We start from the raw sequence: 23,741 nt of genomic DNA, 5'->3' as shown, positions 1-23,741 counted from the left end.
TCAACTTCTGTTACAATTATGAACGGTGCTTTTAAAAAAGTAATCCCAAAAACTTATATCTAAGGAAGATAACAATGAACGCAATGTTGACGATATTGAAGGAGCAAATCGGCTCATTTCCGCTGATTATGCGACTTGCTGTTTATGAAACAAAATCAAAATATCAGATGAATTATTTAGGTGTTTTATGGCAGTTTTTAAATCCATTGATTCAAATGCTGGCTTACTGGTTTGTTTTTGGTATGGGAATTAGAGGAGGACAGCCAATTGTCATTGGAGGCATGGAGGTTCCATTTATCATTTGGATGCTTGCCGGATTAATTCCATGGTTCTTCATTAGTCCGACGATTCTTGATGGATCAAACAGTGTGTTTAAACGCATTAATATGGTATCGAAAATGAATTTTCCGATTAGTGCGCTGCCGTCTGTGGTGATTATGTCCAATTTGTTTAGCTATTTTGTCATGATGGGTGTCTATCTGATTGTGCTGATTTCCTATGGCATATATCCTGACGCGCATTGGCTACAATATATATACTATCTGATTTGTATGATCGCGTTTATGTTTTCGTTTAGTTTGTTTAATTCAACAATTAGCGTACTCGTAAGAGATTATCAATTTCTGTTACAATCCGTGACACGTTTACTTTTCTTTTTGCTGCCGATTTTTTGGAATATCTCAGAGAAGCTCACTGGAGACAAAGCATGGATAGGAGATATTTTAAGATTGAATCCTCTTTTCTACATTATTGATGGTTTCAGAAATAGCTTGTTAAAGGGAGAATGGTTCTTCCATGATGTGAAATATACGCTTTATTTTTGGCTGATGACGCTTCTTCTTTTAACAGTTGGTTCATTGCTTCATATGAAATTCAGGGATAAATTTGTCGATTTTCTTTAAAAAGTAAGGAGATTATACGATGAAACTAAAGGTTTCGTTTCGAAACGTATCCAAGCAATACGTCCTATATAAAAAACAGTCGGATAAGATTAAAGGGCTGTTTTTTCCTAATAAAAATGAAAAAGGTTTCTTTGCTGTTCGTGATGTGTCCTTTGACGTATATGAAGGTGAGACGATTGGTTTTGTAGGAATCAATGGATCTGGAAAATCAACGATGTCGAACCTTCTAGCGAAAATCATTCCACCGACGAGCGGTGAGATTGATATGGATGGCCAGCCTTCGTTAATTGCCATTTCGGCAGGGCTGAATAATCAATTAAGCGGTAAAGACAACATTCGATTAAAGTGCTTAATGATGGGGCTGACGAATAAAGAAATAGACGAGCTATATGAAAAAATCGTCGAGTTTGCGGATATTGGCGACTTTATCGATCAGCCTGTAAAGAGCTATTCAAGCGGGATGAAATCTCGTTTAGGCTTTGCCATTTCAGCACATATTGATCCAGATATCCTCATTATTGATGAAGCGTTATCTGTAGGAGACCAAACCTTCTATCAAAAATGTGTGGACCGCATTACAGAATTTAAAGAACAAGGAAAGACAATCTTTTTTGTGAGCCACTCCATTAGTCAAATCCAAAAAATCTGTGACCGGGTTGCTTGGATGCATTATGGTGAGCTTCGTATGTTTGATGATACGAAAAAGGTTGTGAAAGAGTATAAGGAGTTTGTTGAATGGTTTAACAAGCTATCCAAGCAAGAGAAAAAGGAATACCAATTGAAGCACAAGGAAGGCCGAAAAGGTGTACAAAAGACAGAAAGGGTGTCTCGTTATCATGAGAACGGGAAACGACGTTCGTTTTTCGGACCAGCGTTACAAGTGACAATTTTAGCGCTCTTCACCATCTTACTTGCCCTTTCTATGTTTTCGGACCGCCCGCTTCGTACGCTGGCGACATTTGGTGCAATTCCATCAAATAAAACAGAGGCGCCTCAGTCAACGAAGAATGAGACGAAAGGTGCCTCTGATATGAGAAAAATTGATCAACTGGCCATAGTCAAGGCAGATCCAATGACGGTCTATAAAGACCAAGCCATGAAGAAAAAGGCAGACGTTACGTTGCCTTTTGGACAAAAAGTACAGGCTGTGGCTGATAACAAACAAACCGTTCAAATCAAAACGGAAGCAGAGACGTATTATGCGAAACCTAATGCGCTGCAAAACGCAGATGAGTTGAAGCCATTATCCATCGGACCCGCACAGTTCAATTCCTACGTATCTCCCGCATCCGCAGGCTCGTATGAATACTTACTTTCTTTCCTTGGGAAAGAGGAGTCTGTGCTGAAGCAAAGAATGCAAACACTTATCTCGGTCAAAAGTGAACAGGGTGATGCCATTGAGCGGCTGACGACTGAAAAAACGGATTATGTGATTCAAAATGGACAGGCGAAAACGATGGTGTTCCGCGAGATCATGACGATTTCTCCTTCGACACTCGGGCTGACAGAACAGAATGTCTGGATGAATGAGAAACAAACGAAATTCGCAGTAAAGGGCGAAAATTATCTGTTTGTCATTGATAATGAACAGCATACGCTGACCATTTCAGTTATGAAATAAAAAGAAAAGCTGCCGATGCCGGTAGCTTTTCTTAATGGGCTTCTTCTTTTTCAAGAAGCTGTTTCATAAATGGAATGAGTTTCTTTTTCAGCTCTTCATCCTGAAGGGCAAACTCTAGGGTCGTTTCAATGAAACCTTGTTTCTCGCCGACATCATATCGTTTTCCTTCGAAATCATAGGCAAATACGCGCTGGATGTCATTGAGCTTTTGGATGGCATCTGTCAGTTGAATTTCTCCGCCTGCACCAATTTCTTGTTGATCGAGGAACATAAAAATCTCTGGCGTGAAAATGTAGCGCCCTAAAATGGCTAGATTCGATGGTGCTGTTCCTTGCGGCGGCTTTTCAACAAAGTTTTTCACTTGGTAGCGGCGTCCTTCTTGTGTAAGAGGGTCAATGATCCCGTAGCGATGCGTATCGCTGTCCGCTACCTGCTGAACGCCGATCACAGATGACAAGGTTTTTTCATATTCATCCATCAGCTGGCGGAGCCCAGGTGTTTCGGCTTGAACAATGTCATCCCCTAGTAACACGGCAAATGGTTCATCGCCGATAAAGTTACGGGCGCACCAAACGGCGTGACCAAGCCCTTTAGGCTCCTTTTGGCGGATATAGTGAATGTCAGCAATATTAGAGGACTTTCTTACCTTTTCTAAAAGCTCACTTTTCCCTTTTTCCTCAAGGTTGCGCTCAAGCTCTGGCGCAAAATCAAAATGATCCTCAATGGCTCTTTTCCCTTTTCCAGTCACAATAATAATGTCTTCAATTCCTGATTCAACAGCTTCTTCAATAATATATTGAATGGTTGGTTTATCAACGATTGGCAGCATTTCTTTAGGCATGGCCTTTGTGGCAGGGAGGAAACGCGTCCCGAGACCTGCAGCTGGTATAATGGCTTTACGTACTTTTTTCAATGAACTTTGCACCTTCCTTACATATAGACAAAATGATTTGACTTCATTTTTCATCTTTCATAAAGTGTAACTTACAAATGATAGAAATGACAAATGATTTACGAGAAAGATTTAAAACCTATTGTAAAGGACTTGTGTAAATATTCATGTTAAAAAGAGTAAAGGCGATGTAAAGATTATGCATATAGAATGATTAGGATTCGTTTCTATTCTTTTGTATAATGAACAACATACGATATTGAGAAGGAAAGAGGCATAGACTATTGAAAACATTACATGTAATGACTGTATTCGGGACGAGGCCTGAAGCGATTAAAATGGCACCCCTTGTCCTTGAACTAAAAAAATATCCACAAATTAAATCTTCGGTTACTGTGACTGCTCAGCATCGTCAAATGCTTGATCAAGTGCTGAAAGCTTTTGATATCAAGCCCGATCACGATTTAAATATTATGAAAGAACGCCAAACATTATCTGAAATCACATCAAACGCACTGTTAAAACTAGATCAATTATTCCAAGAGGAAAAACCTGATATTGTCCTTGTTCATGGAGACACAACGACAACCTTTGCGGGAAGTTTGGCTGCTTTTTATCACCAAATTTCAGTTGGTCATGTTGAGGCAGGCTTGAGAACACATAATAAGTATTCTCCATTCCCAGAGGAATTGAACCGCCAAATGACAGGTACTATTGCTGATATTCACTTTGCACCTACGGCTGAGGCGAAGCAGAATCTTTTAATAGAAAATAAAAAAGAAGAAACCATATTTGTCACAGGAAATACCGCCATTGACGCTCTGCAAACAACAGTCACTGAACAGTATCAGCATCCTATTCTAGAGAAAATAGGCACAGATAAAATGATCTTATTAACGGCTCATCGTAGGGAGAACCTTGGTCAGCCGATGAAAAACATGTTTAGAGCGATTAGACGTGTTGTAGAAGAGTTTGAAGATGTTCAGGTCGTATATCCTGTTCATTTAAATCCTGTCGTTCGTGATGCGGCACAGACGGAATTCAGTGATCTCGATCGTGTGCACTTAATTGAGCCGCTTGAAGTGGTTGACTTCCATAACTTTGCTGCCGCTTCACACTTTATTTTAACGGATTCCGGCGGTGTGCAAGAGGAGGCTCCTTCTTTAGGGAAGCCAGTATTAGTGCTGCGTGATACAACAGAACGTCCAGAAGGCGTGAAAGCTGGCACGCTCAAGCTCGCAGGAACAGATGAGGAAACCATTTATCAGATGGCAAAAGAGCTGTTAGAAGACCAGCAAGAGTACGATCACATGTCGAAGGCTTCTAACCCTTATGGTGATGGACAAGCATCGAAACGTATCGTTCAAGAGCTCCTTCATCGTTTTGGGTTAAGTGACGAAAAGCCAGCCCCATTTCAATCATAAAAAAACGAAGACTACATTCACGTAGTCTTCGTTTTTTTACTGCTCTAAACTTTCCTTCAATTCCTTCTTCACTTTCGCTAAACTGCTGTCATCAAGCTGATAATAATAAATGTTATTGATTCGTGTGCCTGTGCCTTTCAGCTCGTGCTGTTTCACATTTTGTCTTGCATCACGATAATCATTCATCAGCGTCCACATATCGTCAAAGGACATGTTGGTTTTCATGTTGTTCTCAACAACTTTAAACATATCGCCGAATTTCGTAATAGATGAGATGTTAGCTCCTTTTGCAATGATGCCTTCAATGACCTGACGCTGTCTTTGCTGACGCCCGAAGTCACCTTTAGGGTCTTGCTTTCTCATTCTTGTATAGGCAAGGGCTTCATCGCCGTTTAGGTTAATCTCTCCTGTACCAAATGAATGGCCGTCATAGCTGAAAGCAAACGTGCTGTTCACTGTGATGCCGCCAAGTGTATCGACAATATCCTTAAAGCTTTCCATGTTTACTTTAAAAAAGTAATCAACAGGTACATCAAGCAGTTCTTCTACTGTATCTGCTGCCATTTGTGTACCGCCGAAAGCGTAAGAATGGTTGATTTTATCCATTGTGCCTTTTCCGACAATTTTTGTATACGTATCACGCGGGATACTCACCATTTCAGTTGTTTTCGTTTTCGGATTGACTGTCATGTATATTAATGTATCTGCACGGCCGCGGTCATTCTTTCTTTCATCGACACCCATGATTAAAATAGAGATCGGGTCTTTCTTACTTAAATCGACATCTTTGTCACGCTTATCTGACTTCTTTAAGTTTTCCTGAATACCTGCAACCGTTGATGCTGCTGTGTTCCAAAGATGATAGGCATATCCGCCAGTAACTAAAACGAACAAGCCAATAATCGATAAAACAATCCAAAGAACCTTTTTCTTCTTTCTTTTTCTTTCAGCTCTCATAATGTCCCTCACCTTTTCTATGATTCTTCCATGATTATAGGTTTACGAATCTTGATAAACAAGTTATTTTTTTACTCTGAACCTAGATATAGACGTTGTAACAAAAAAAAGGTTTCAAAAAACCTTAAATTTACCTTAAAATATTATGTTATAAGACGATACAAAGACATGAGGTGAAAAAAATGAAGAAAATCGTCGGTTTACCGTTCTTAATACTACTACTAGGTATCGTGCTCACAGCATGTGGAACGGCTGAGCAGTCCTCAGGAGAAAACAAGACAAACAGTTCAACTCCTCAGGTACTTGAAGAACAAGCTGAATTTATTGGAATGGCTGATGCACATACAGTCGAAGTGAAAAAAATGAATACGACCTTAAGCTATGAATTTACGGATAATTTTAAAGATGTGTTAAATGAATTTAAACCAGGTGACAAAGTAGAAATCTCTTACTTTATCAATGACAGTGGTCAAAAAGAAATTCAAAAGATCGAAAAACAGAAGTAAAAAAGATGGGCGGGATGAACAAAATTGAAGAAAACAGGCATTACACTTATTGTTCTCATGACACTGACTCTACTAGTCGCACCGTTTCAGTCTGCCATGGCTAGCTCGACAATTTCAGTGAAATTGTCTAATTATATCGGAAACAAAAATAGTATAGATCTATCAACAACTGGAGAATACAAGCTATCAGGATCAAATGTTGCTGTCACGAAAAGATATGATGGCAAAAATCGATACGAAGTAGCCAATAGTATCGCTTCTGCAGGCTGGACAAACCCTTCAACCGTTGTGATTGTGAGCCGAGATGCTTTTGATCATGCCATTTCTGTATCGCCGTTAGCATACAAACTGGGCGCACCGATTTTGTACACGAACATTGAAAAGCTCACGAAAACAACTGAAAACCAGCTGAAAAAAATGAATCCGGACAACATCCTGATTATCGGTAATACGAAAAGTATTTCAACAGCTGCTGAGAAATCAATCAAAAAGTACGGTAAAGTGAGACGCATTAGTGGAAAAGACAAGTTTGAAATATCCCAAAAAATCGCAAAGGAAATGGGTAACTACAAGCAAGCCGTAGTTGTCGGCGGGAACTCATTTATGAATGGGATTGCGATTGCATCCTATGCATCGAGAAAAGGATACCCAATTCTCTTAACAAAAAAAGATTCTATTCCGTCCTACAAATTGCCAAGTAAAGTGATCATCGTCGGCAGTACGAAAAGTACTGGACAAAAAGTAGAAAATCAAATCAAAAAAACCTCACAAGTTACACGAATCAGCGGGGCCAATCGCTACGAATTATCTGTGAATATCATTAAGAAATTAAATATCAATGCAGATAAAGTCTATTTAGCAAAAGCCTCTAGCTACATTTATGCAATGCCGATGTCGCAATTGGCTGCAAAATCTAACAGTACCGTTGTGTATGTGAAACCAGATTCTGTTACAGCTTCACTAAAAGCACTGCTGAAAGAAAAAGGTACATATGCTTACCATCTGGCTGGTAGCACAAGTGCAATCAAAGATAGCTTGAAAAATTCTTTAGCCAAGCAAGTCTATCTGAAAAAAAATCAAAACTACCAATTGAATATTTCTAACGGAAAAATTTCATTAAAAGGCATCAAGACGTATAACACATTAAGAGTTGTTCCTGAGAAATATTCAACGAAAAATGTCCTTCAAATTGCAGGAAAGCCTTACTTAGGTCATGTAAACTTTGCCATTGAATCAGGATATATCAGGCCGACTCTCGAAAATATTCCATTTGAAGACTATCTTAAAGGTGTTGTGCCCAACGAAATGCCTGCAAGCTGGCATGTTGAAGCATTAAAAGCACAAGCGGTTGCCGCTAGAACGTATTCAGTGAAAAGTATTGGGAAAGTCGTACCTGATACAACAGCCTTCCAAGTATATGGAGGATATAATTGGTACACGAATTCGACAAAAGCTGTCGATGCCACAAAAGGAAAGGTTCTGACATATAACAATCAACTCATTTCAGCAACCTATTATTCTAGTAATGGCGGATATACTGAGGCAAGTGAAGAAGTGTGGGGAAATGCACTTCCATACTTAGTAGCCAAAAAAGACACAAAAGATCCGGTCAATACTTGGACACTAAAGTTGTCTAAAAAACAATTAGGCACTACGCTCACTGCAAGTACAGCAGCCTCTCAGTGGTCTAAGACAAAAGAAGCAAATGCAGCCGATCTTGCTGGTCTAAAATCATGGCTGCTGAAAAACAAAGAAACAGCTGCATCTGACATGAGAATCGCATCAATCTCTAGTCTGACATTCTCGGGTAAAACAAAAGGTCAGCGTGCGCAGACAGTATCAATCAAGCTGAATTACCATTTGAAAAACAAAACAGGCAAGTATACAGTGAACAAAAGTACAACGGCAAGTATGAAGATGACGGAGTTTAGAACCGTCATGGGCGCAACAAAGGTGAAAAGTACGTTTGCGTCAGTAAAAAATAATACAGATGACTTCACGATTTCAGGAAAAGGGTATGGTCACGGCATTGGAATGAGCCAATACGGCGCCAAAGCTAGAGCTGAATCTGGAGACTCATATTCTTCCATACTTTCGTTCTACTATCCAGGCACGAAACTAACAAACTATTAAAAGGTTAAGGGAGGACTTAGAAGATGCGCTCAATGATCAAAACAGCCATCCTCAGCCTCATCGCTATTTTCGTTATTGTTCCAACAGCTTTGGCAGATAACTCAGTCTCTCGAATTGACGGCGGGAGCCGGTATGCTGTAGCAGCAAATGTAGCGAAAACAGGATGGGGAACAGCAAGTACAGTTGTTTTAGTAGGGAAGACTGCGTATGCAGATGCAACAGCGGGGATTCCGCTTGCACATCAAAAAAATGGACCAGTTCTTTACACAAACAGTAAAAGCCTTTCAGGTGATACAAAAAAAGCCTTAACGGCATTAAAGACAAAGACAGTCATTGTATTAGGCAGCACATCAAGTGTGTCAAATGACGTGGTCAATCAAGTGAAGAAAATGGGCATCTCTACACAACGTATTTCAGGAAAAAACCGATATGAGCTATCTGCAAATATCGCGAAAAAAATGAAAACGCCAGCTGGCGTTGTTGTCGTGGAAGGTTCTTTCTATGCGCATGGGATTGCGATTGCACCTGTGGCAGCGCAAAAAGGGTTCCCAATTCTATATACAGACAAAAAGGGCCTTCGTTCTGAAATCGCCGCTGTTGCAAAGGCAAGCAATGTGAAACAAACCATTGTCGTAGGCGGAGAGAATTACGTCACAAAAGCAGCTTACAATCAGTTGAAATCTCCAACTCGAATCAAAGGCTCTACTCGTTATGACGTAGCTGCGAATATTGTGAAAAAGTACAATATGAGCACAAATAACACCTATGTAGGAAGAGGATTTGGCTATGCCACTTCATCTTCTGCGGCAGGGATTGCAGCCAAGCAAAACAAAGCCTTGCTTTTGACGAACGAAAAGACGTTGCCAAAAGTAACAAGAGCAACAATTAGTAGTAAAAATATCACCAAATTCACGGTCGTAGGCAGTCCAAATACGGTCACAGCAACTGTTGTGAATCAATTGAAGAACCCAGTCGTCGGCAAAAAAGTATTCATTGACCCAGGTCATGGCGCTCAAGATTCAGGAGCTGTAGGCTATGGATTATATGAGAAGAACTTAAATCTAGACGTAGCGAAGCGTTTAAATACAAAATTAAACAACGCAGGTGCACTCGTTACCATGTCAAGAACATCAGACACATTTGACAGTCTTCAAACACGAGTGAGCAAAGGTGCGGATGCGAAAGCAGATATCTTCATTAGTGTTCATGCGAATTCAAATGATAACAGCAGTGCAAATGGGACAGAAACGTATTACGACACAACATATGCGTCTGCAAACAGCTTAAAGCTTGCACAAAACATCCAGCCTAAAATGGTCAGTGCATTAGGCACAAGAGACCGCGGTGTGAAAACAGCTGGCTTCTATGTCATTAAATATTCTAAGATGCCGAGTGTTCTCTTAGAAACTGGTTTTGTTTCCAGTCCAGTTGATTCAAATATTTTGAAATCCGCCACATATAAAGACCGATTAGCATCAGGGATTTCAAGCGGCGTTTCAGGCTATTTTAGATAAAAAAACACAAACATGAGGGGTGCCTAAGATACTCCTCTAGGCTGCTCGAGAACGTCTCTCGGCAGCCTTTTTTCAAAAGTCCAAAGTCCATGAAGTGATTCCAGGGTGAAGGGTTCAAAACCAAGGAGGTTGACTTCATTCGTTTCTATATTAAATGTTTTGTATTGATGGCGATTTCTCTATGTTTGTATGCACCATCTGCATTTGCACAGCATACCGTATCGAGGATTGAAGGAAGTAATCGGTATGAGGTCGCAGTAAATGCTGCGAAAAGAGGATGGTCGACAGCATCTACTGTTGTTCTAGTAGGCGGGGATGCATATGCGTATGCTCTAAGTGCTGTGCCTTATGCCTTTCAGCAAGCGGAGCGTCCAACATTCGAGCCAATGTCGTCACACAACTGAAAAATGCGGTGTTAGGTGAAACCATTTTGATCGATTCAGGTCATGGTGCGCAGGATGCTGGAGCGGTTGGGAATGGACTTCTTGAAAAAAACGTCAATTTAGAAGTGGCGTTAAAGCTGCGTGGTAGGCTCAATCAAGCGGGTGCCATAACGGTCATGTCTAGATCATCTGATACTTTTGATTCCTTGCAAACACGTGTAAGCAAAGGGGCACAGGCGGGTGCTGATGTATTTCAGCATCCATGCCAATGCAAATGATAACAGAAGTGCAAATGGTACAGAGACATATTATGATGCGACGTATGCTGCGGCCAATAGTTTAAAGCTGGCACAAAAGGTTCAGCCCCGAATGGTGAGTGCCCTCGGTACAAAGGATCGCGGCGTGAAAACAGCCGGTTTCTACGTGATCAAGTATTCAAAAATGCCAAGCATACTGCTGGAAACAGGGTTTGTGACCAGTCCGATTGATGCCAGTATTTTAAAATCAACCATTGCAAAGGATCGGCTAGCTTCTGGAATCGCTGCGGGTGTTTCGGTTTATTTCGAATAAAATAAACCGAATGCCTGACATGTCAAGTTAAAAATACATTTCAATTCAGGTTATTTTTGTTATAATTGAAACATAGAGGGTGGATTTTTTGTGTGTTTACCTTCCGATGACAGCAAATCGACAAATCATGAAGAGGTGACGATATTGAAAAAGTTAATCACAATGCCGATTTTAGTATTACTTCTAGGTGTAGTGCTTACAGCATGCGGCACAACAAATCAATCAAACAATAACAATACGGATAACAGCAAAAAAGAAACAACGGAATCAGCTGATCAAAACAAAGAAAAAGCAACAGATGACCAGACAGAAGACGCAGACGATGAAAGCAAAGAAACAGCTGCTCAAACAGAAGACCAAGCAGGTCAATCTGATGAAGATACAAAAGATAGCTCAAGTAAAGAAATAACAAAAGAAGAAACGACTCAGGACGAGTCTAAAACAAAGAAAGAATCAACATCGAATAAGAACAATGAAGTCACCAAAGAAGGCACATATGTCGGTTTGGCTGATGGACACACCATTGCTGTCAACATTGATGGAAAAGAAATAGCCATTCAATTCGGAAATACATTCTCTAAACAAGTCAACAGCCTAAAAGAAGAATCAAAAGTGAAAGTAACCTATACAAAAGATGCAAACGGAACGCTCCGACTTAAGACAATCGAATCCGTAAAGGCAAAATAAAAAAAGACACGTAGACCCGCAGAATTGCGGGTCTTTTTTACGTTTAAAAGGGCATAACTTGATATAAGGGCACATTCTTAACACACTTTTACAAGACTTAACAGCCCATTTACATTTGCTTAATGTTGCTCTGCTAAACTGACTTTCATAGAACATCTCTTTACACAACAACTACTCTGAATGGTGAGGTGCAGGTCAGTGAGCGCAGAGAAAGCGATGAATCTTTATAGAGAATATGAAGTGAGACGAAACCACTCTTTTGCTTTAACAGAACATATGGTTCGTTATTTATTTGCAAAACGTTTCATAGATTTAGTGTTCTCGTTCATCGGATTGATGTTGAGTACGCCAATCATTTTGCTGTTCGCCCTATTGATTAAGTTAGAAACACCAGGTCCAGCCTTTTATATGCAGGAAAGGGTCGGAAAAGACGGTGTCTACTTTAAATTATGGAAGCTCAGATCGATGAGAACCGACGCAGAAAGCGGAGGAGCGAAATGGGCGCAAAAAAATGATCCCCGTATTACCAAAGTGGGGGCATTCATTCGAAAAACAAGAATTGATGAACTGCCGCAATTTATCAACGTGTTAAAAGGAGAAATGAGTATTGTAGGTCCACGCCCGGAAAGACCGATGTTTACTGCAGAATTTAATCGGACAATACCAGGCTTTACAAAAAGACTGACGGTCAAGCCGGGGCTGACAGGCCTTGCTCAAGTAAATGGAGGATATGAAATGAGTCCAAGTGAAAAATTATCACACGACTTACATTATATTCAAAACTTGACATTTTCTCTCGACGCGAAGATTATGGTAAAAACGTTAAAAGTCATTTTGACTGGTGACGGAGCCAGATAAGTAAAGTAGGGAAGAGAAATGGCAAGTATGAAAAATCGCATGCTAGGCGGGGCGAAATGGACAAGCTTGTCCGCATTGATCATTACCATTATCCAAATTGCACAGTTTGCCTTTCTAGGGAACGTGATGTCACTTAAAGAATTTGGACTCGTTGGCATGATCACAACTGTCACAATATTTACGCAAATTTTACTTGATCTAGGCATTGGTGCTGCGATCATTCAAAAGGAACAAACGACAGAACGTCAATTATCTACATTATATTGGATTAACTTGCTGACGGGGATTCTCTTGTTTTGTGTATTAATCCTCGCAAGTCCCTTGATTGCCGCCTTTTATGCCAGACCTGAGCTGGATGGCTTGCTCAAGTTGTTATCGATCATGTTTCTCATTGCACCAATTGGTCAGCAATATCAATATATGATGCAAAAAGATTTAGCTTTTAAAACATTAAGTACCATTGAAACCATTGCGTCCATCATATCGCTGCTCGTTTTACTCGTTCTTGCCTTTTTTATCAATCCGATTGTGGCCTATGTTGTTTCTCAAGTGCTGCTTCAAGCAGGAAAGGGGCTATTGTATGCGGCAGCTTATTGGAAAAAGTGGCGCCCAGCACCTGTTTTCGCATTAGGGGAAGTGAAAGAGTTTTTCTCCTTCGGGGCTTTCCAGATGGCATCAAGGCTTGTCAACCGGGCAGGATCGAACATTGACATGATCTTAATCGGCCGGTTTCTTGGAGCGGAGGCGTTAGGCATTTACAGTTTGGCTTATCAAATCGTGACGATTCCAGTGCTGAAAATCAATCCGATTGTGACGAGAGTGGCTTTCCCTCTATTCGCAAAAAGTCAGCGAGACCATTCGATGCTGCGCGAGGGCTTCCTCAGTATGACGAATATGCTCGCATTGATTAGTTTCCCATTATTAATCGGTCTTGCTGCCGTATCAGACAGCTTTATAGAAGTGGTGTTTGGAGAGAAGTGGCTAGTGGCAGTTCCGGTTCTTAATATTTTGTGCATTGTCGGTCTTCTGCGTGTGCTCATGAATCCAAACGGTTCCATCCTCCTTGCAAAAGGGAGAGCGGACTTAGCTTTTTATTGGGATACAGGCATGCTGATCGTCTATGGAGGCGCATTATATACGGGAGTAAATACGGGCAGTCTAGTGACAGTAGCTTGGATTTACTCAGGTGTCAGCCTGCTGAACTTCATTGTGGGCAGATGGCTTATGGCATACGTCATTCAGCTAGATATGAAGGTGTATGTAAGCTCACTCGTAAAGCCTGCTGTCATGACGCTGTTCATGGCCGCCTGTACAGTGGCTGTTCATCAAGGGATGAAGCTGACGTCAGCCGATATGACGCTTCAATTGCTACTAACAATTTGTTTAAGTGCTGCTTTGTATGGCTTGCTGCTTGTCAAAATGTATCCGCAGGCTGCAAGCAAATTATGGAGAAGAGGTCGTTCGTCATGAAGGTGCTATGGCTGACAAGTGTATATCCTAGTGAAAACCATCCGAGTGAAGGCGTCTTTCATGAAACGCAGGTGCAGGAGCTGCTCAAACAAGGAATAGACGTAACCGTCATTTGCCCTACCCCCGTGAATCTCCCAGTATTACGGATGATCAAGTCGTCCTATCGGCAGAAAATAGACTTGCCGGAACAAGAGGTTCGAAACGGTGTGACGGTTTACAGGCCGCCCTATACAGCGTTACCTGGACAGTTGAAATGGGCACAGCCGAGCAACCGAATCGCAGCTTCTGTTCTCCGCGCAATGCAGCGCAATCAGCTGTCACCAGATTTTATCCATGCGCACTTTGCTATGCCGTCTGGCGGCGCAGCAGCTGTGATTCAAAAAGAAACGCATATCCCTTATCTTCTGACCTTACACGGCAGTGATGTGAATGTATATCCGAACTATAGCAAAGGGGCGCTTGCAGCCTTTGAAACAGCGGTGAAACAGGCCGCCGCTGTTCTGACAGTGAGTGAGGAGCTGGCAAAAAAGACACATGATATGACAAAGGTGGAAGCGCAATTCCTCCCGCTTGGGATTCCGCTCGAGTCATTTTCTAATACACAAGGGGATCAAGAAGCCATCCGAAAGCAGTTAGGGTTACCGCTTCACGACAAGCTTATTGTCTTCGCCGGTCGCTTAGTCAAAGAGAAAGGCTTACTTGAATTAGTTGATGCAGTTAAGGGGATGGCTGGTGTGAAAGCGGTCTTAGTTGGAAAAGGACCCCTCGCAAAGGAGCTAGCAGAACGAGCTGGGGAATCAATTATACTCACGGGGCAGATGCCAAATGATCAAGTGAAACATTATGTCATGGCGGCCGATCTGTTTGCCCTTCCATCCTATAGTGAAGGAATGCCGACTGTCGTCCTAGAGGCGCTCGCTTTAAAAGTACCTGTTATTGCAACACGAGTAGGTGGCCTCCCATCATTGTTTTCTACTTATCGACATCTGCTCATTGAGCCGCGCTCAACGAGTCAGCTAAAAGAGGCGATTCACGCGTATCTTTATGAAAATAAATGGAATGATCAAGTGAAGAACGACCTTCACCACATCGTCCATACAGAATATTCATCATCACATAATACGAAGCATCTCATTCAGCAGTATGAAAAGGTGCTGAATCAATCAATATCCATCGTTTAAACAGGAAGAAATGTGCAAAGACTGATAGATAAACAGTTTGGAACGGACAATATGCTTTTACTGAGAGGATGAAACAGGTTGAAGAAAATTGCTGTGATTGGAACAGGATATGTCGGGTTAGTATCGGGTACTTGTTTTGCTGATATCGGAAATCGCGTCATCTGCTGTGACATTGATGAATCAAAAATCAACAGCTTACAAAGCGGTGTCGTTCCAATTTATGAACCAGGCTTAAAGGAATTGATTGAAAAGAATACAAAAGAAGGAAGATTATGTTTTACAACCAATATTCCTGCTGCGATTCGAGAATCTGAGATCATTTATATTGCTGTAGGGACACCGATGACATCGAAGGGTGAAGCGGATTTAACTTTCGTAAAAGCCGTCGCTCAAACGATTGGTGAACACCTGAATGGCTACAAAATCATCGTGAACAAAAGCACAGTGCCAGTTGGAACAGGACGTCTTGTTCAAGCCATTGTTCAAAAGGCATCACGCAGTAAATATCCATTTGATGTTGTATCCAATCCAGAGTTCCTTCGAGAAGGTTCGGCGATTCAAGACACGATGAATATGGAGAGAGCAGTCGTTGGCGCAACAAGCACTCATGCATCGACCATCATTAAAAGATTGCATGATCCGTTTCAAACAGAGGTTGTTGAGACCAACTTAGAAAGTGCAGAAATGATTAAGTATGCGGCAAATGCCATGCTCGCCACAAAAATCTCATTCATCAATGACATTGCGAATATTTGCGAGAGGGTTGGCGCTGATGTTGAGAAAGTCAGCGAAGGAGTTGGGTTAGACAGCCGCATCGGGCATAAATTTTTAAAAGCGGGCATTGGATTTGGAGGGTCTTGTTTCCCGAAAGATACAATGGCTCTTCTCAAAATTGCCGAGACAGCCGGCTACCGGTTCAAGCTGATCGAATCTGTGATTGAAACAAACAACAACCAAAGAGCTCATCTTGTCAGCAAGCTCATGAGTGTGTTCGGTGATATTAAAGGGAAGACCATTTCCGTCTTAGGGCTCGCATTTAAACCGAACACCAATGATATGCGCTCAGCCCCATCATTAGATATTATCCCGATGCTGAGAGAACTCGGAGCTTTTGTCAAAGCCTATGATCCAATTGCTTATGTAGAAGCAGAAAGAGAGCTTGGCCCGCAGGCAGTCTTCAGCAATGATCTCTACGAAACAGTGAAAGATACAGATGCTTGTCTCATTTTAACAGAATGGGAGGATGTACAGAAGATGGATAAGGATCAGATCAAGCAGCTGCTTCGCTCACCAATTTTAATTGATGGAAGGAATTTGTTTGATCCAGCAGAAATGAAAGAGAGAGGATTTATTTACCAGTCGATCGGCCGCCCAGGCGTATGGGAAGCAGAATTGGTATCGAAGGCACAATAATAGGGGGAGCTTGGATGAAGAAAGTATTGGTTACTGGGGGAAGTGGATTTATTGGGTCTCATACGGTAGAGGCTTTACTAGAAAAAGGCTATGAGCCCATAGTTCTTGATAATTTTTCAACTGGATCTAAGGAAAATATAGCTCATCTTTCCGTACAATGCGTGGAAGCAGATGTCACAAAATCAGAAACGGTCGATTTGATCAAACAAATTGCACCAGATTATATCATCCATCTTGCAGCACAAGTGAGTGTAGCCGTTTCGGTTCAACATTTTATCTATGACGAAGAGGTCAATATTAAAGGATCGCTTCATGTGATAAAAGCAGCGGCTGAAGCCGGTGTGGAAAAAGTGGTGTTTGCCTCATCGGCAGCTGTCTATGGAGACCCGGTTTATCTGCCGGTAGATACAGCTCATCCACTACAGCCTGGTTCACCTTATGGCTTATCGAAACTCACAGTCGAGCGGTATTTAGAGATGGCGAAATCACTCTATGAGCTGGATTATTGTATTCTACGATACAGCAATGTATATGGACCGCGTCAAGATGCGCTTGGCGAAGGAGGGGTTGTCTCTATTTTTTCTGATAAGTTTGCAAAGCATGAGACCCCTTTCATCTTCGGAGACGGGGAACAAACAAGAGATTTCATCTATGTCGGTGATCTAGCAGCAGCGAATGTGTCGGCTTTAACTGCCAAATCAAACGTTTGTTTAAATATCTCATGTGGTGATTCCATCACGGTGAATGAGCTGTTTCAAACGATGAAGCGAGTGACCAGATCACAACTTGAACCGATTTATAAGCCTCAGCGTGCAGGAGATATTGTGCATAGTACATTGTCAAATGAGGAAACGAAACAAGTCTTAAATTGGGAGCCTGTCGTGTCTTTACAAGAAGGTTTGGCTCGTACCATCTCCTACTATGAACAGGGAGTAAAGGCTTAATCCCTCAAATCGGATGGGTTGTTTAGGAGGAAAATGGGTATGAGTGTGAAACAAACAGCATGGCAAATCATGATCGGATGTATTTTATTAGCTGCAGGCATAGGGCTTGTGCAGCTGGCATCCACCCAGCCTATTGGGTTAAAAAAGATGGTGGCAGTCCCGGTTTTGCTTGTGGTGCTCACGGCAGCTGCCGTATTGATGAAGCTATACATGAACGGTGATCAAGTCTTCATGTCAGCCATCTACCTTTTGATTGCATTCACCTTTCTCAATAACGCTTTCTTTTCTATTAGTGTCGGATTCTTTAGTCTTTTTCTCTACCGTATCATGCTCATGGCTGTCTTTGTTTTATTGATATGGCGGATGAGAGACAGGGGAACGTACATATCACAGTGGCGGCACATTCGTGTAAAAGGCATTCTTGGCTTTTTCGCTGCATGGTTTCTTTATGGCCTCATTTCACTGCTTTGGGCTCATTCAGTCACAGATGGTCTGAAATATATGTCTCTTCTTGCAATGGGAATGGGATTTGTCTTCCTGGTGGTCATGTATATTCAGCGAATGGATCAGATTGTAACCTTTTATAGCATTTGGCTTGTCATGACCGTCTTTGTGATGGGGATCGGGTTCTATAATCACTTGACCTTGAACCATTTACCGAATACATCATTGTATCTTGGACCAGCGTACAAACAGCACTATCCTACAGCTGTATTCTTTAATCAAAATGACTTTGCGACGTTTTTATCTATTAGCTTTTTCTTATATGTAGCGTGTATGCGTCAGGTGAAAAATGGTTATATCAAAGCGTTTGGGGGATTAGGAGCGATCGCAGCACTGTATCTCATTTTGTTAACAGAATCGCGCGCGAGCTTGCTGGGTATATTTGCTGGAGCGGCGATCTATGTGTGGCTGCTACTGCCTCGCTTTTTAAAAAAGTGGTCACTCATCGCAGCAGGCGGGCTTGGCGTCATATGTCTTGCCATCTTTTCAGCTAAGATCTATTCGGTCTTTTATGACTTGTTTCTCGCTTCTCAGGTCGCACATTCTTTTAGTGAACCACTCCCGTCCAACATCGCTCGGGCTAATTTGATCAAAAACGCATGGCATTTCTTTACGAATTCATATGGCTTTGGGGTCGGTGCAGGCAATGTGTCTTACTACTTAGCCCACTTTTCGATCTTTGATACAGATCAAGTCGTTGAAGTGCACAATTGGCTGCTAGAGCTGATGACGAATTTTGGCTTTGCCGTCATGCTGGGTTATCTCTCAGTGTACGCCTATCTCATGTTCTCACTGTACAAACAATACCAATTGGCTGACACGAGACCAGCAAAGATGATCATCGAAGGTCTATTTGCTGCAATGCTGAGTTTTCTCGTCTCGAGTATTAGTCCCAGCTCCGTTTCGAATTTATATTTCCACTGGGTATTTTTAGGACTGGTGATGACGGCGGTGAATATCATGAAAAATAAACAACGTTTAAAGCCGTGGTAAAACGTGTGATGATGAGCTTGTATGGCTACACTAGTGAAAAAGCAAATACGTCAATGTTGGGAGAATGAACATGTCTGGTTTCATGGTAAGAATAAGGAAGCGAATCAAAAAATATATCGTATGGCTCGTACTATTGCCTGTCATATTAGCCGCTTTTGGTTTCTTTTTTGCCAAAGGGACAGTAGAGCAGTCTAGCTACACAGCCGCTGTGACCTTGACGCTTGGTAAATATGATGATGGGGTGTATAACAATATGGCAGAAGTGACATCTCTCATAAAAAGCGATGCATTTCTGAATCAAGCACTACATGATGTCAAGGAAGCAGAAAGGCAGGATGTGAAAAACCGTCTGATTCTCACCAATGCATCAGATACACAATTACAGCTGTCATTTACAGATGCCGACAAAGCCCGGGCCTTGGCTGTCGTGAAACAAGTGTCAGATACATTTTTAAAGCAAGACAAGGCCTTATTTATGAAAAGACAGCAGGTCATTGAAAATAGATTATCTGCTCTAGAAGATGAATCTGTCAGCGATGATTCCAAAGTCGATAAAGAACGTTTTTTATATGAATTGGAGTCTACAAAGCTCGGGATGAAGCAGGCAAAGATTGTCGATCCTGCCCAAGTGCTCGATGAAGGCAATAAAGGCATGTCAGCGAAAAAACGGGCACTGCTTGGACTTGTCATTGGCTTCAGCATCTCGCTCATGTTTGTGGTGTTACCTGAAGTGTTCAAAGAATCTTAATGATGAACTGGAGATGAGTCCTAGGTGAACAAGCAACCGTTAGTATCAATCATTACACCGGCGTATAATGCGGAACGTTATGTAACGGATACAGTTCATTCCGTCCTTGCCCAAACTTATGCTAACTGGGAGCTGATCATTGCAGATGATGGCTCAACAGATGGAACTAGGAAGCTGTTAAGGGAATTAAGTCAAACGGACGACAGAATCAACGTCATTTATTTAGAGGAAAATGGGGGAGCCGCCATTGCTAGAAACACTGCCATCAAACAGGCAAAAGGGCGCTTTATCGCTTTTTTAGACAGCGATGATAAGTGGAAAGAGACAAAGCTCGAAAAACAGGTCGACTTTATGCTAGCAAATGATTATGCCTTTACATTCACGGCATATGACATCATCGCAGAAAATGGAGAACCGTTACAAAAAACGGTCACAGCACCGGCTCAGTTGAACTACAATGAAGCCTTGAAAAATACGATTATCGGCTGTTTGACGGTGATGCTCGATCTTCAGCAGGTGGGACATGTGGAAATGCCGAACATTCGAACAAGACAGGACTTAGCCACATGGCTCTCTATTTTAAAAAGAGGATTTACGGCCTATGGAATGAGTGAGCCGCTCAGTGAATATCGCATCGTTGGCAACTCGATCTCTAGTAACAAGTGGAAAGCAGCGAAAAAAACGTGGTTTGTCTACAGAGAAATTGAGCAGCTTCATTTTGTCAAAGCGTCTTGGTGTTTTATGCATTATGCCACAAATGCTGTGAAGAAGCGCTTATAAACAGAAGGGAAAAAAGGTGATAAAGGTGAAAGCAGACTCGATCATACATGTTATCGTAGCAACGGGAGAATGGGGACAGGATGGTCTGAGATACAGACGGCATCGCTTAGCAGAATTTCTAGCATCTGATCCAGAGACGAAAGAGGTCATCTGGGTATGTCCATCTGCCTCCCGTCATTTAGCTCCCTTTCAGCCTATAACGGATCGAATGAAGCAAATGACCATTCCTGATGTGCTCAAGAGCAAGTTTTTCCGCTTTGGCCGTTATCAAGATATGTTTTATATTCATAAATTGTCCCCTCTGCTTGAGCATTTGCGGCAGGAGGAAAAGAAGGGCATGGCCGTCTGTTTATGGTATACGTTTCCTGGATTTCCGCTCTTATCTTCTTTATTTGAATGGAAACATATTGTGTATGATTGCAGTGATCTGTGGGGAGAGCCTATCAGCGGAAAAAACAGCATTCTTTCTTATATGAGGCAGCGGGTCATTGTAAAAGCAGAAAACCGGATCATTAAATACGCACACAGCATTACATGCTCCTCTCAATATCTACATGATCAAATCAAAAAAAGGCTTATGGGTGAACCGAAAGATGTGTTCACAGTGGAAAATGGCGTCGAGTACGATGTGTTTGCGAAAAGCAGCCTTCCTAGCAGGGAGGATGTGCTAGAGGGAAGAGAAGGTACCGTTCTTGGCTTTATTGGAGGAATCAAGCCGAAGCTCGATTTTGACATGATCGCACAAGCTGCTCGCATGCAGCCAGATTGGACATTTTTATTTGTTGGTCCGGATGGAACAAATGGAGATCCATCTTTTCAGCATGCACTCAAACTGCCAAATGTCATTTGGACAGGGGCTGTCGCACCAGAAGAAGTGCCTGCTTACATGAAACTGATTGATGTAGGAATGATGCCATACAAACAGTCTCCTTATAATCAAGCTGTTTTCCCGCTCAAGCTATATGAATTTTTAGCTGCAGGAATACCTGTTGTTGGTTTAAATCTTCCATCAACGGAAAGGCTAAAAGAGAATGATGTGTATGAATATTTAGAGGGCGAAGATTCTGCTCTTTTCGTAGAAGCCTGTCTGAAAGTGATCAGCAAAAAAGACGACATGACCTATAGACATCTAAGACAAAGCCGAGCAAAGAAAAAAGATTGGCACGCGCTGTTCACAAACATGGTGGAATTAACGAATATTAAAGAAAACGCATAATTCATTCAGGATTGTGCGTTTTTATTTGTTTCTTCTTCACAGGGGGAGCTTGTGATCATCCTATATTCAATTGTATAATGGAAAGAGCGGCCAATATACAAAATACAGATTTCAATTTAGAAGGAGACTGACCTATGGATTACGAACGCGCCTTATTAGCGTTTTTTGTCTCTCTGGCTACAGTTTTAATTGTGACACCAATCGTCAAAAAGTTTGCAATTAAGATTGGTGCAGTGGACCAGCCGAATAAACGAAAAGTTCATGATAGAGTAATGCCTCGAATGGGTGGTTTGGCGATTTTTATTGGGGTAGCGACTGGAGCACTAGCAGGTGGGCTGTTTCTACATAATAAAATTACAGCTATTTCAGTTGGCGCTGTTCTCATCGTCATTTTAGGTATATTTGATGATAAATATAATTTAAGTGCAAAATTTAAATTTCTCGTACAAATTCTCGTCGCTTGTTTAATCGTGAGCACGGGGTTAAAAATGGACTTTTTCTCTGTTCCTTTCTTAACAGATCGAATGGAGCTAGGGTGGATGGCATATCCCCTGACTGTACTATGGATTGTTGGAATCACAAATGCAATTAATTTAATCGATGGATTAGATGGACTGGCTGCCGGTATCTCGGTTATCGGTTTAACAACGATTGCAGTCATGGCGTTTTCGGCTGACAAAATCCTAATTCTTTCGTTATCTCTTGTCGTCATTGGCAGTACCATCGGTTTTCTATTTTATAATTTCCATCCAGCAAAGATTTTTATGGGCGATACAGGCTCGTTATTTTTAGGCTATATGATTTCGGTGCTGTCACTTTTAGGGTTATACAAAAGTGTCACTTTGTTTAGTGTCGTTGTCCCAGTGATCATCTTAGGTGTCCCTATCTTTGATACCACCTTTGCAATCATTAGGCGGATATTAAATAAACAGCCAATTTCGGCGCCTGATAAATCACACATCCATCATCGACTGATGGCCTTTGGCTTATCTCATCGAATGGCTGTGATCGTCATTTACATGATTGGCTTAGTCTTTAGCTTAAGTGCAATCTTGCTGACAAGTGCCACCATTTGGCTCTCATTGATCATTATCTTTTTACTGGTCATGTTTATGCAAGTCATTGCAGAAGTTACTGGTTTGGTGAACGAAGAGTTCAAGCCATTTACGAAATTCTATAAACGAATGGTCAAAAGACAATAAAAACAGCCCGTGCCTCGGGACTGACCCGCCGTTTTTGAGACAGGGATCAAAACACTTTTATACAGCCAATTGCCGGTATTTTATCGGTGATTGGTTGTTTAGTTTCGTTTGCATACGGATGTTGTTATAATAATAAATGTATTCTTTGACAGTGCGTTCTACGATGGTGGTCGTAGTTCGATCAATCCTGTTAAGTATAGAACGTGTGAGGAATGAAACGATTCGATGGAGGCACATTATCAGCGGACGTCCCTTTATGGGACATGCTCATGGTAATGCCTTTTATATGAACAGCTTTCTGATACTCGTAAGATGCCTAAATGGATACAGGTGTCCTGTACCGTCAACGTTTTGCACAATTCTTCTACCAGTTTGATTGCCGGTTCCTTATCAACTTCCTTTCCAATTCGTTGTACTTTTTTAAAACTTCATTCTGTTGACTAAAATAGCGATTTTCTGCCTGCAGTCTCTCTAATTCTTACAACAAATATAATTTCCTTTTCCTGATCAACTTCCTTTCCAATTCTTCGTACTCTTTTAAAACTTCATTCTGTTGACTCAAATAGCGATTTTCTGCCTGCAGTCTCTCTAATTCTGGGCCCTTTCCATAGGTATATTGTTTTCCAACAGGCTGTTCGAACCGGTGTGTATCCCCAGCCTTATGCCACCTCACCCATGTCTGAACCTGCGTCTTATTCTTAATATTCAATTCCTGCATGATCTCTTTCATAGGTACACCTGCCAATCTCATTTCTACAGCCTTCTGTTTCACTTCAACCGGATAACTCACTCTTGTACCCATAGAAAAAACACCTCCATGCTTTATTTCGGATCACAACGATC

Annotated in this window: 20 protein-coding genes and 3 pseudogenes; 19 read left to right on the top strand and 4 right to left on the bottom strand. The window is 41.6% G+C overall.

The window, feature by feature from the left end; translation table 11 throughout:
* Window positions 1-74: 74 nt before the first annotated feature.
* Complete coding sequence (locus tag BA1_RS07920) at window positions 75-902, top strand: ABC transporter permease (protein ID WP_008357537.1); 828 nt, start codon at window positions 75-77, stop codon at window positions 900-902.
* 19 nt (window positions 903-921) lie between these two features.
* Entirely contained in the window at window positions 922-2,523 is a 1,602-nt protein-coding gene (gene tagH / locus BA1_RS07915) for a teichoic acids export ABC transporter ATP-binding subunit TagH (RefSeq protein ID WP_008357535.1), read from the top strand.
* Between the two features lie 31 nt (window positions 2,524-2,554).
* On the opposite strand, the gene galU is transcribed toward tagH, so the two are convergent.
* A complete protein-coding gene (galU, locus tag BA1_RS07910) occupies window positions 2,555-3,436 on the bottom strand; it encodes a UTP--glucose-1-phosphate uridylyltransferase GalU (RefSeq protein WP_008357533.1) in 882 nt (293 codons plus the stop codon).
* Between the two features lie 263 nt (window positions 3,437-3,699).
* On the opposite strand from galU, the gene wecB reads away from it, so the two are divergent.
* Window positions 3,700-4,839: a non-hydrolyzing UDP-N-acetylglucosamine 2-epimerase gene (gene wecB, locus BA1_RS07905; protein WP_008357531.1), complete on the top strand. Its 1,140-nt coding sequence runs from the start codon at window positions 3,700-3,702 to the stop codon at window positions 4,837-4,839.
* A 36-nt stretch (window positions 4,840-4,875) separates the two neighbouring features.
* On the opposite strand, the gene tagU is transcribed toward wecB, so the two are convergent.
* Window positions 4,876-5,796, bottom strand: coding sequence for a polyisoprenyl-teichoic acid--peptidoglycan teichoic acid transferase TagU (gene tagU, locus BA1_RS07900; protein ID WP_008357528.1), 921 nt, complete (start codon window positions 5,794-5,796; stop codon window positions 4,876-4,878).
* Window positions 5,797-5,978: 182 nt separating this feature from the next.
* On the opposite strand from tagU, the gene BA1_RS07895 reads away from it, so the two are divergent.
* The 16 genes and pseudogenes from BA1_RS07895 (at window position 5,979) to BA1_RS07825 (ending at window position 22,898) form a co-directional block, all read left to right on the top strand.
* Entirely contained in the window at window positions 5,979-6,302 is a 324-nt protein-coding gene (locus BA1_RS07895; protein ID WP_008357527.1) for a lipoprotein, read from the top strand.
* Window positions 6,303-6,326: 24 nt separating this feature from the next.
* The gene (locus BA1_RS07890) at window positions 6,327-8,435 is read left to right on the top strand and encodes a SpoIID/LytB domain-containing protein (RefSeq protein WP_008357525.1); all 2,109 of its coding nucleotides are present in this window, start codon (window positions 6,327-6,329) and stop codon (window positions 8,433-8,435) included.
* Between the two features lie 23 nt (window positions 8,436-8,458).
* The gene (locus BA1_RS07885; protein WP_008357523.1) at window positions 8,459-9,949 is read left to right on the top strand and encodes an N-acetylmuramoyl-L-alanine amidase; all 1,491 of its coding nucleotides are present in this window, start codon (window positions 8,459-8,461) and stop codon (window positions 9,947-9,949) included.
* A 167-nt stretch (window positions 9,950-10,116) separates the two neighbouring features.
* The gene (locus BA1_RS19850; RefSeq protein WP_237739199.1) at window positions 10,117-10,353 is read left to right on the top strand and encodes a cell wall-binding repeat-containing protein; all 237 of its coding nucleotides are present in this window, start codon (window positions 10,117-10,119) and stop codon (window positions 10,351-10,353) included.
* A pseudogene (locus tag BA1_RS19770) lies at window positions 10,338-10,902 on the top strand (N-acetylmuramoyl-L-alanine amidase family protein); the annotation flags it as partial. The gene BA1_RS19850 and the pseudogene BA1_RS19770, both read left to right, overlap by 16 nt.
* A gap of 135 nt (window positions 10,903-11,037) precedes the next feature.
* Window positions 11,038-11,589: a hypothetical protein gene (locus BA1_RS07875; protein ID WP_232532140.1), complete on the top strand. Its 552-nt coding sequence runs from the start codon at window positions 11,038-11,040 to the stop codon at window positions 11,587-11,589.
* A 198-nt stretch (window positions 11,590-11,787) separates the two neighbouring features.
* Entirely contained in the window at window positions 11,788-12,447 is a 660-nt protein-coding gene (locus tag BA1_RS07870) for a sugar transferase (RefSeq protein ID WP_008357518.1), read from the top strand.
* Between the two features lie 18 nt (window positions 12,448-12,465).
* Window positions 12,466-13,917, top strand: a complete 1,452-nt coding sequence (gene tuaB / locus BA1_RS07865) for a teichuronic acid biosynthesis protein TuaB (RefSeq protein WP_008357515.1) — start codon at window positions 12,466-12,468, stop codon at window positions 13,915-13,917.
* Window positions 13,914-15,098 carry a teichuronic acid biosynthesis protein TuaC gene (tuaC, locus tag BA1_RS07860; RefSeq protein ID WP_008357512.1) on the top strand — a complete coding sequence of 395 codons (1,185 nt, stop codon included), beginning with the start codon at window positions 13,914-13,916 and terminating at the stop codon, window positions 15,096-15,098. Before tuaB ends, tuaC begins: the two co-directional genes overlap by 4 nt.
* 78 nt (window positions 15,099-15,176) lie before the next feature.
* Complete coding sequence (tuaD, locus tag BA1_RS07855) at window positions 15,177-16,511, top strand: UDP-glucose 6-dehydrogenase TuaD (RefSeq protein ID WP_008357510.1); 1,335 nt, start codon at window positions 15,177-15,179, stop codon at window positions 16,509-16,511.
* A 14-nt stretch (window positions 16,512-16,525) separates the two neighbouring features.
* Window positions 16,526-17,455: an NAD-dependent epimerase/dehydratase family protein gene (locus BA1_RS07850; protein WP_008357508.1), complete on the top strand. Its 930-nt coding sequence runs from the start codon at window positions 16,526-16,528 to the stop codon at window positions 17,453-17,455.
* Window positions 17,456-17,494: 39 nt separating this feature from the next.
* Window positions 17,495-18,952 carry a teichuronic acid biosynthesis protein TuaE gene (gene tuaE / locus BA1_RS07845; protein WP_008357506.1) on the top strand — a complete coding sequence of 486 codons (1,458 nt, stop codon included), beginning with the start codon at window positions 17,495-17,497 and terminating at the stop codon, window positions 18,950-18,952.
* 70 nt (window positions 18,953-19,022) lie between these two features.
* Window positions 19,023-19,700: a teichuronic acid biosynthesis protein TuaF gene (tuaF, locus tag BA1_RS07840; protein ID WP_008357503.1), complete on the top strand. Its 678-nt coding sequence runs from the start codon at window positions 19,023-19,025 to the stop codon at window positions 19,698-19,700.
* A 24-nt stretch (window positions 19,701-19,724) separates the two neighbouring features.
* A complete protein-coding gene (tuaG, locus tag BA1_RS07835; RefSeq protein ID WP_008357501.1) occupies window positions 19,725-20,480 on the top strand; it encodes a teichuronic acid biosynthesis protein TuaG in 756 nt (251 codons plus the stop codon).
* A 16-nt stretch (window positions 20,481-20,496) separates the two neighbouring features.
* Window positions 20,497-21,696 (top strand): teichuronic acid biosynthesis protein TuaH, encoded by a 1,200-nt coding sequence (gene tuaH / locus BA1_RS07830; protein ID WP_008357499.1) that lies wholly within the window; start codon window positions 20,497-20,499, stop codon window positions 21,694-21,696.
* A 134-nt stretch (window positions 21,697-21,830) separates the two neighbouring features.
* Window positions 21,831-22,898 (top strand): glycosyltransferase family 4 protein, encoded by a 1,068-nt coding sequence (locus tag BA1_RS07825; protein WP_008357497.1) that lies wholly within the window; start codon window positions 21,831-21,833, stop codon window positions 22,896-22,898.
* A gap of 57 nt (window positions 22,899-22,955) precedes the next feature.
* Here the strand turns inward: BA1_RS07825 and BA1_RS18635 are convergent.
* Both BA1_RS18635 and BA1_RS07820 read right to left on the bottom strand, forming a co-directional pair.
* A pseudogene (locus BA1_RS18635) lies at window positions 22,956-23,214 on the bottom strand (IS3 family transposase); the annotation flags it as partial.
* Between the two features lie 199 nt (window positions 23,215-23,413).
* A pseudogene (locus BA1_RS07820) lies at window positions 23,414-23,700 on the bottom strand (IS3 family transposase); the annotation flags it as partial.
* Between the last annotated feature and the right edge of the window lie 41 nt (window positions 23,701-23,741).

It is taken from the genome of Bacillus xiamenensis (assembly GCF_000300535.1).
In the GTDB taxonomy this organism is placed as follows: domain Bacteria; phylum Bacillota; class Bacilli; order Bacillales; family Bacillaceae; genus Bacillus; species Bacillus xiamenensis.
This window is presented reverse-complemented; position numbering and strand designations above follow the sequence as displayed.

Excerpts from the sequence above, each read along its gene's own strand:
- BA1_RS07920 (WP_008357537.1), top strand. The coding sequence starts at position 75 with ATGAACGCAATGTTGACGATATTGAAGGAGCAAATCGGCTCATTTCCG.
- tagH (WP_008357535.1), top strand. The coding sequence starts at position 922 with ATGAAACTAAAGGTTTCGTTTCGAAACGTATCCAAGCAATACGTCCTA.
- tagU (WP_008357528.1), bottom strand. The coding sequence starts at position 5,796 with ATGAGAGCTGAAAGAAAAAGAAAGAAGAAAAAGGTTCTTTGGATTGTT.
- BA1_RS07895 (WP_008357527.1), top strand. The coding sequence starts at position 5,979 with ATGAAGAAAATCGTCGGTTTACCGTTCTTAATACTACTACTAGGTATC.
- BA1_RS07885 (WP_008357523.1), top strand. The coding sequence starts at position 8,459 with ATGCGCTCAATGATCAAAACAGCCATCCTCAGCCTCATCGCTATTTTC.
- BA1_RS19850 (WP_237739199.1), top strand. The coding sequence starts at position 10,117 with ATGGCGATTTCTCTATGTTTGTATGCACCATCTGCATTTGCACAGCAT.
- tuaB (WP_008357515.1), top strand. The coding sequence starts at position 12,466 with ATGGCAAGTATGAAAAATCGCATGCTAGGCGGGGCGAAATGGACAAGC.
- tuaC (WP_008357512.1), top strand. The coding sequence starts at position 13,914 with ATGAAGGTGCTATGGCTGACAAGTGTATATCCTAGTGAAAACCATCCG.
- BA1_RS07850 (WP_008357508.1), top strand. The coding sequence starts at position 16,526 with ATGAAGAAAGTATTGGTTACTGGGGGAAGTGGATTTATTGGGTCTCAT.
- tuaE (WP_008357506.1), top strand. The coding sequence starts at position 17,495 with ATGAGTGTGAAACAAACAGCATGGCAAATCATGATCGGATGTATTTTA.
- tuaF (WP_008357503.1), top strand. The coding sequence starts at position 19,023 with ATGTCTGGTTTCATGGTAAGAATAAGGAAGCGAATCAAAAAATATATC.
- BA1_RS07825 (WP_008357497.1), top strand. The coding sequence starts at position 21,831 with ATGGATTACGAACGCGCCTTATTAGCGTTTTTTGTCTCTCTGGCTACA.